This is a genomic window from Winogradskyella sp., from assembly GCF_016744625.1.
Lineage (GTDB): Bacteria > Bacteroidota > Bacteroidia > Flavobacteriales > Flavobacteriaceae > Winogradskyella.
The window spans coordinates 16,548-24,128 of sequence record NZ_JADGDZ010000050.1 but is presented as its reverse complement, the minus strand read 5'-3'; the positions used below and the strand labels follow the sequence as shown (position 1 = coordinate 24,128).

8 protein-coding genes are annotated in these 7,581 nt (G+C 31.4%); 2 read left to right on the top strand and 6 right to left on the bottom strand.

The window, feature by feature from the left end:
• Window positions 1-265, top strand: a 265-nt coding sequence (locus tag QZZ53_RS11115; protein ID WP_296384601.1) for an OmpA family protein, incomplete at its 5' end; no start/stop codon positions are given.
• Between the two features lie 182 nt (window positions 266-447).
• Here the strand turns inward: QZZ53_RS11115 and QZZ53_RS11110 are convergent.
• The 6 genes from QZZ53_RS11110 to QZZ53_RS11085 form a co-directional block, all read right to left on the bottom strand.
• Window positions 448-2,553: a von Willebrand factor type A domain-containing protein gene (locus QZZ53_RS11110; protein WP_296384599.1), complete on the bottom strand. Its 2,106-nt coding sequence runs from the start codon at window positions 2,551-2,553 to the stop codon at window positions 448-450.
• 22 nt (window positions 2,554-2,575) lie between these two features.
• Window positions 2,576-3,232: a hypothetical protein gene (locus QZZ53_RS11105; protein WP_296384597.1), complete on the bottom strand. Its 657-nt coding sequence runs from the start codon at window positions 3,230-3,232 to the stop codon at window positions 2,576-2,578.
• A gap of 134 nt (window positions 3,233-3,366) precedes the next feature.
• A complete protein-coding gene (locus QZZ53_RS11100) occupies window positions 3,367-3,795 on the bottom strand; it encodes a lipocalin family protein (protein WP_296384595.1) in 429 nt (142 codons plus the stop codon).
• A 15-nt stretch (window positions 3,796-3,810) separates the two neighbouring features.
• Window positions 3,811-4,896: an AMP-binding protein gene (locus QZZ53_RS11095; RefSeq protein WP_296384592.1), complete on the bottom strand. Its 1,086-nt coding sequence runs from the start codon at window positions 4,894-4,896 to the stop codon at window positions 3,811-3,813.
• Entirely contained in the window at window positions 4,897-5,832 is a 936-nt protein-coding gene (locus QZZ53_RS11090; RefSeq protein ID WP_296384590.1) for a type II CAAX endopeptidase family protein, read from the bottom strand.
• A gap of 2 nt (window positions 5,833-5,834) precedes the next feature.
• On the bottom strand, window positions 5,835-6,869 hold the full coding sequence (locus QZZ53_RS11085) for an o-succinylbenzoate synthase (RefSeq protein ID WP_296384589.1): 1,035 nt from the start codon (window positions 6,867-6,869) through the stop codon (window positions 5,835-5,837).
• A 58-nt stretch (window positions 6,870-6,927) separates the two neighbouring features.
• Here QZZ53_RS11085 and QZZ53_RS11080 point away from each other — a divergent pair.
• Window positions 6,928-7,581: sterol desaturase family protein (locus tag QZZ53_RS11080; protein WP_296384587.1), on the top strand; the 654-nt coding region annotated here is incomplete at its 3' end.

Here is a 7,581-nt window from a genome sequence, read left to right as displayed (position 1 = left end):
GTCTTATAGCAAACCACCTTTAGTTGATAACTGGGATTTAAGTGTTAAACGCGCGACTTCTATTGTAAGAGTTTTAGAAAGCTTAGATGTTAATCCACAACAATTAATAGCAGCTGGTCGTAGTTCTCACGTTCCTTTAGTGGATAATGATACTGCAGAGAATAGAGCAAAAAACAGACGTACACGTATTGTTGTATTGCCTAAGATTGATCAGTTCTACGCAATGATTGAAGAAGAAATGAAAAATTTATCTGACGAAAATTAATTCATTTATAAATAAAATAGAAAAACCCAATGCGTTTGCATTGGGTTTTTTGTTTGCCATTACATTAATCTTTAATTATTAACTAATTATCACATTGAGCGTAGTCGAAATGCTTTAAAGTTATTAGTTTCATTTTTCTCGACTGCGCTAAAAATGACAGATGAGCTGATTTAATGCATACATTAATTTAGACTGTCATAAGACTTAACGAGTCTAATAAACTCTGCTCTATAACCATCTTTATCTTCTCCTCTTCCGTTCTCTGCTAGTTCAATCACTTTCGATACAGATACTTTATTAAAATATTTAGATTGTCTCAATTGCATGCCAAATAAAGCAACAGCAGAAGCAAAATACATGTCTTCTGTAACTTCAGTAGTTACGTTTTTTTGAACATGGACCATTTCAATACTCTTTGATGCATCTGGTTTTTTATATCTAAATTTTACTGTGAATAATTCATCTTCGTAACTTGATGTTATTTCAGTCTTAGTGTATTTTAAATCTGGAGCAGTTTTTATATAATCACTTTCTATTCCTGCTGGAATAATTTCATATAAAGCTGTAACTGTATGTCCACTCCCTAATTCTCCAGCATCCTTTGTATCATCTACAAAATCTTCATCAGCAAGCAATCTGTTTTCATAACCAATTAAGCGATATGCTTGGACTTTCTTTGGGTTGAATTCTACTTGAATTTTTACATCTTTTGCAATCGTAAATAATGTGCCTCCAAACTCTTTTCCAAAAACTTTTTGTGCTTCTTGCATATTATCTATATAAGCGTGGTTTCCATTGCCCTTATCTGCAAGTGTTTCTAATTTTGAATCTTTATAATTACCATATCCAAAACCTAAAACAGATAAGAATACACCAGACTTTCGTTTTTCTTCTATCAAAGTCTTCATATCATTATCGCTTGAAGCACCAACATTAAAATCTCCATCAGTGGCTAAAATGACACGATTATTTCCTTTTTTCTTAAAATTCTTTTCAGCTAATTTATAAGCCAATTTAATTCCGGCTCCTCCAGCTGTAGAACCACCTGATTGTAAATTATTTAATGCTGCCAAAATCTTCTCTTTATTGTCACCAGAAGTTGGTTCTAATACAACTCCCGCTGCACCTGCATAAACTACAATCGAAACTTTATCTTTTCCTCTGAGTTGATTAACCAATAACTTAAAAGCACTTTTTAATAAAGGCAATTTATTCTGAGAACTCATTGAACCAGATACATCAATTAAAAATGTAAGATTAGAAGCTGGCAAAGCTTCATTAACATAGGTTTTACCTTGCAAACCAATTCTAACTAATTGTGTTTCGTTGTACCAAGGTGTTTCAACAACCTCTGTATTAATAGAAAATGGATGTTCATCTTTAGGTTGTGGATAATTGTAATTAAAATAATTAACCATTTCTTCAATTTTAACAGCATTTGGTCTCACATATTCTCCATTATTAATCATTCGTCTTATATTACTGTAAGCTGCTTTATCTACATCTATTGAAAATGTAGATAAGGGTGAAAGCTGTGTGGTTTCAAAATCATTCTCATTAATATTTGCATAATCCTCATCTTTCTGAATCCGGTAATTACCAGATTTGGTATTAATGACTATACATCCATGTCTTGCTAACTCTCCAAACTTATTAACAGCTTCAGATGATTTATAAACGTTAATGTGCTCTATATCTTCAGGTTTTATTTGTTTAATTATTGCATTATATCCTTTGTTAATTCCAACACCATCAACTATATATAGTGGCTCTGTTTTTATATTTGAAGATGTACCCCTTAGTTTAACTATAGAATTCTCTATTGGTAGACCATAACTAGTAGTAATATTTAAACCAGCAACTTGACCTCTCAGTGTTTGTACAAACTTTGCATTGGGTCTATTTTCCACTGTATGTGAAGACACTCTTACCGAAGCAGCTTTTGATGTAGCTTTAGAAACATTGCCATAACCAACAATTACAACTTCATCTAATGTTTCTCTTGTCTCCATACCAACATCAATAATATTAGAATTTCCTACTATTAAGTCTATAGATTTATAACCTATATAGCTAAAAATCAATTTATCTCCTAGATTGGTTTGAATAGAATACTTACCATCAAAATCGGTTTGAACACCTTTGCTTGTCCCTTTAATAATTATACTTGCACCTGGCAATGGTAATCCGTCTGATACTGAAGTTACTTTTCCTGTAATTGTTTTTTGTTGTGCATTTAATTGTATTGACAGAAACAATACAATAATGATTTGTAATACATTTTTCATAATATATAATTTTGATGATTATTTAATCTTTTATAACTGCAATGATTTCTGGTAATAAAGCGATGGCAGTTAATACCACAGCATTACTTTTTTTCTTAGTTACTTTCTTGGTATCTGTTGCTTCTGTTTTAACAACTTCAGATTTTCGGTTAGGAATACGAATCATAACCACTGAGTTTTCTGAGTCTTCTACAAAGTTTTCTTTGGTAAACTGATAAGCTAGTTCGATACCATCTTCTTCAAATGTTTTTACACTAGATTTTGGATGTTCAATCACATAAAGTAGTTTCTTAACATCTGTGGCAGTAGCTTGTCTGAGGGCTATACCATTAAAATGAGAATAGGCAACAATACTTATTAGATCTCCTTCAGTGACTCTTTTTGATAATAATTTAAAAGCTTGCTTAAGAATAACGCTGTCCTCTGTATTGAAACTATCTGCATAGCTTTCAATAAGAAAAGTGATATTTTTTGTTTTGGTGGAATCTGTCTTAGTACTGTAATGCTCTACAATAAAGGTTATAAAATTATCGAGAGTAACAGACTTTGTTTCAATGTTTTTTTCTTGTGAATGGCTTGCAATTGATAATAACAATGCAAGTGTGGTTGTGAATATCATTTTACTCACCCCTTTTCTATTTCTCTTTTTGAGTTCGTGATTTTTTTTTAAAAAGTTCATTGGTTTAGCATTTATAGTTGGTATAAAACTAAATGCCTTACCTAGAAAACAAAATCAATAATGAGTGAAGTAAGTCTTTGGGTGAGTTAACTAATAAATAATTAACTTTTGGTAATTATAAACAACAATAAGGTTTATTCCACTTTTTCATATTCGTAAGTGGTTCTATTGTTTTCTTCGAGGGTTTCTCCATTCCTATAAAAGTTTTCAATGATCAATTCTGTTGAAGATAGAGTAAGAACATTAAACTTAAAATTAGAATTTTGACCAAAAAGAATAGTTAATTCAGTTCCGTTGAGTGTAAACGATTGGTTTTCGGTAAAAAATTCACAAGGATCATTATCTGTATAATAAGAAATCAAAGCTCCATTTGAATTAAAAGTCAAAGTTTCTTGTAATTCGCAATCGGAAAGGTCTTCATTCTGTCCATCATAAATTTGATTTACCAAAATCCACTCTCCAATTATTGTAGGTTCATCTGAATTGGAGTTATTATCATCTGTTGAGCATGATAAAATTGTTATTCCGATTAAAACTACTAATAGTAAATTCAGTTTTTTCATTGCATTTAGTTTAGCTTAATTATTTATAACAGCTTTTATAGTTTCCTTACGTTGAATTTTACCATTTACGGTTTCAACAAATTTATCAGTAGTATAAATTTCTTTTGGTACTTCGAATTTGGTAAGTCCCTTTAAAATCTTAATTCTCTTACTAATGCTTTCCTTAGAATCTCTAGGGTTTTCCACAATTAAAACAAGCTTCTCACCAAGCGTATCGTCCACTTGACCAGCAAGGATAAAACGTTCATCTATTATAGGTTGCAACTTATCTTCAATCTGCTCAGGAAACAACTTTACTCCTCCAGAATTGATAACATTATCATAACGACCAAGTAATTCAAAACTAGTATCAGACTTTAAATCTACAACATCATTAGTCACTAAAGCTTCATTTACTAATTTTGATGCTTTTATTATTAAGCAGTTTCTTTCGTCTTCATCAAAACTAACATTCGGTAATGCTTTAAAGTTAACATCCCTTTTACCTGTCTTAGATTCTAATTGTCTTACAGCAACATGTGTTACAGTTTCCGTCATACCATAAGTCTCGTAGAACTTAGAGGATGCGCCTTCTATCTTTTCTAACAATGGCTTTGTTACTTTAGATCCGCCAACAATAATAGTTTTAATATTCCCAGTATAATTTATGGTGTGCTTTAATTGCAATGGAATCATAGCGCAGAAATCATATTTCTTTTCATAATCAAAAATTGGATGCGCACTTGGCTCCACACAATCAATTTCTAAGCCTAAAATCATAGCTCTAACGAGCATCATTTTACCTGCTATATAATGACTTGGCAAGCAGTCTATTGCTTTATCACCTGGCCCTAAACCAAAGAAATCTCCAGTAGCAATGGCAGAATTTACCATAGCTTGTTTTTTTAACTTAATAGTTTTTGGTTGCCCAGTTGAACCTGATGTATTTACATGCAAATAGTCATCGTTACTTAGCCAATCTATTAAAAAATTCCCTGTTACTTTTTCATAGACTTCTCCTTCTTTTATAAGGCTGTAAGCAACTTCTTTAAGGTCTTCATGATTAAAATGAAGTCCATTAAACTTAAAACGATTATGAACTTTACTATACTTAGGTGTCATCTACTCTATAATTTTGTAATCTTCTTTTGGTGGTTCTGTAACTTTTCCGAATAAGCGGTCAGACCAATTTTTCCAACCATAACGCTTAGATAGAATTAATAGCATTATCGGATATACCACTAACACTGGCATTAATATTTCTGATACTACATTCATAGAAGGAGCTGCAGTACTTTTAAAAACAGCATCTGTCTGCAATGCTGTCCAATCTGCAGTTACTAAAAGTGATGCCAATAGATTATTACCTAAGTGAAATCCTAGTGCTAATTCTAATCCATCATCCATTAAAGTCATAATACCTAATAACAATCCTGTACCTACATAAAAAATCATCATTTCCCAGAATCCAATGGCTCCAACCTCTGGATTAGCACTATGTGCAATACCGAATAATACAGAAGTTATAATTAAAGGAAACCATTTATTTTTTACTAGTACTCCAATATGTTGCATCAAATAACCTCTAAATAAGTACTCTTCTAAACCTATTTGAAATGGAAATAAAATGATGCTTACAAAAAATAACAAAGCAAATTTGCCTAGATTAAACTGAAACACTATTTCAGAAGAATCAATCGAATAACCAATAAAAAAAGATACTAGTGTAAATATGCACACCATTGAAAATGAGAATAATATTCGCTTAAAATCCACTTTTGATCTTGCAGTTGTTAGTGATAATATACTACGCTGATGTATATATTTAACCAAAATAAATAAGAGACCAAGTAAAAATGCAAATGGCAATAAATTGACAATTAAAGATATAATTGATGGCCAAGTTTTCATCATATCCATAGCAGCATCTAAATCAGCAGGATCAGAAATTAAATAGAACACAAAATTGGCAATAAATATACCAGCAACCAAAAAAGTTGTTAGTATAAACATCCATAGTTCGCGCTGTCCTTTGTAGGCTTGTTGTATATAGTTCATAGCTATAAATTAAATTTCCAGTGTTGTTTTAAATTGTAGTGCAAAGTACCATTTTTTACAATTAATGGCGAAGGAATATTATTTGTAAATAAACTTCCAGTTCCCAAACCTTGTGGCATACTGTTTTTAAGTGAGTAAGTCCATTGTGCAATCGCATTTAAACCAATGTTGCTTTCTAAAGCACTAGTAATCCACCATTTTATATTTAAATCTTCAGCCAAGTCAATCCAATGTTTACTTCCACTAAAACCACCAACTAAACTTGGTTTCAAAATAATGTATTGCGGTTTTATAGTTTGAAGTAAATGCTGTTTTTCTTCTTGAAAAAAGACTCCTATCAATTCTTCATCTAATGCTATTGGTAAAGGAGTCATTTCACAAAGTCGGGCCATAACATCAAACTGTTTTGGCTTTATAGGTTGTTCTATGGAATGCAATTGATATTCTGAAAGCCATTTTAATTTTTCTAATGCATCATCTTTTGAAAATGCGCCATTAGCATCAACACGTAATTCTATATCTGAAACTGAAAACTCTTTGCGTATTGATTTTAAAATATCTAATTCAGTTTGAAAATCGATAGCTCCAATTTTTAGCTTAATACAATCAAAACCAGCATTAATCTTTTCTTTAATTTGTTCTCGCATAAAATCTTCGCTTCCCATCCAAACTAAACCATTTATAGGAATACCATCAAACCCTTTAGTAAATGCTGAAGGAAATATTTGAAATTGGTCTAAACTCTCTAATGATTTAAAAGCGGTTTCTAATCCGAATTGAATACTTGGAAATTCTACAAGCTTACTGAGCAATTCTTCTAATTCAAGGTTTATATTTTCACAAACCCATTTAAGCTTATCTTCATAATCTGGTTGATCATCAATTGATAAGCCTCGTAAAATACCACACTCCCCTATTCCATTTTTATCTTTATGACTAAGCATTATAAACCAAGTCTCTTTGGTAGTCATTACACCTCTTGATGTTCCGCTAGGTCTTTTAAATTTTAAAATATATCGCTGGTAATTTGCTTTCATAATTAGACTCAAAAATACTCAATTAATTTCGTAATTTAGGACACATAAATTAACATCGATGCCTGACTTTCCTAATATAATCTTATATGCCATTCCGTTTTTCGTGTTAGCTATGCTATTAGAATTATATGTTACTACCAAACAACATATTAAGACTTATGAAACTAAAGATGCCTTTTCTTCTATAGCTATGGGATTAGGGAATGTTATACTAGGTTTTGCGAGTAAAGCTTTGGTTCTATTAGTCTTCTTTTGGGTTTATAATAACTTTAGATTGTTTACAATCCCTGTAGTTTGGTGGTCATTTGTTCTACTATTTTTTGTTGATGACTTTGCTTATTATTGGTTTCATCGCGTTTCGCATGAGTGTCGTTTATTTTGGGCATCACATGTGGTTCATCATTCTTCTGAGCACTATAATTTAAGTACAGCACTTCGCCAAACATGGTCTGGTGGTTTTTATACCTTTATTTTTTGGCTTTGGTTACCACTGTTGGGTTTTCATCCTGCAATGATATTATTACAGATGTCTATAAGTTTATTATACCAATTCTGGATACATACCGAAGCTATAAACAAAATGCCAAAATGGTTCGAAGCTATTTTTAATACACCATCTCATCATCGTGTGCATCATGGTAGTAATCCTATTTACTTAGATCGTAATCATGCCGGAATTTTAATCATATGGGATAGATTATTTGGGACTTTT

Excerpts from the sequence above, each read along its gene's own strand:
- QZZ53_RS11085 (WP_296384589.1), bottom strand. The coding sequence starts at position 6,869 with ATGAAAGCAAATTACCAGCGATATATTTTAAAATTTAAAAGACCTAGC.
- QZZ53_RS11110 (WP_296384599.1), bottom strand. The coding sequence starts at position 2,553 with ATGAAAAATGTATTACAAATCATTATTGTATTGTTTCTGTCAATACAA.
- QZZ53_RS11105 (WP_296384597.1), bottom strand. The coding sequence starts at position 3,232 with ATGAACTTTTTAAAAAAAAATCACGAACTCAAAAAGAGAAATAGAAAA.
- QZZ53_RS11095 (WP_296384592.1), bottom strand. The coding sequence starts at position 4,896 with ATGACACCTAAGTATAGTAAAGTTCATAATCGTTTTAAGTTTAATGGA.
- QZZ53_RS11100 (WP_296384595.1), bottom strand. The coding sequence starts at position 3,795 with ATGAAAAAACTGAATTTACTATTAGTAGTTTTAATCGGAATAACAATT.
- QZZ53_RS11090 (WP_296384590.1), bottom strand. The coding sequence starts at position 5,832 with ATGAACTATATACAACAAGCCTACAAAGGACAGCGCGAACTATGGATG.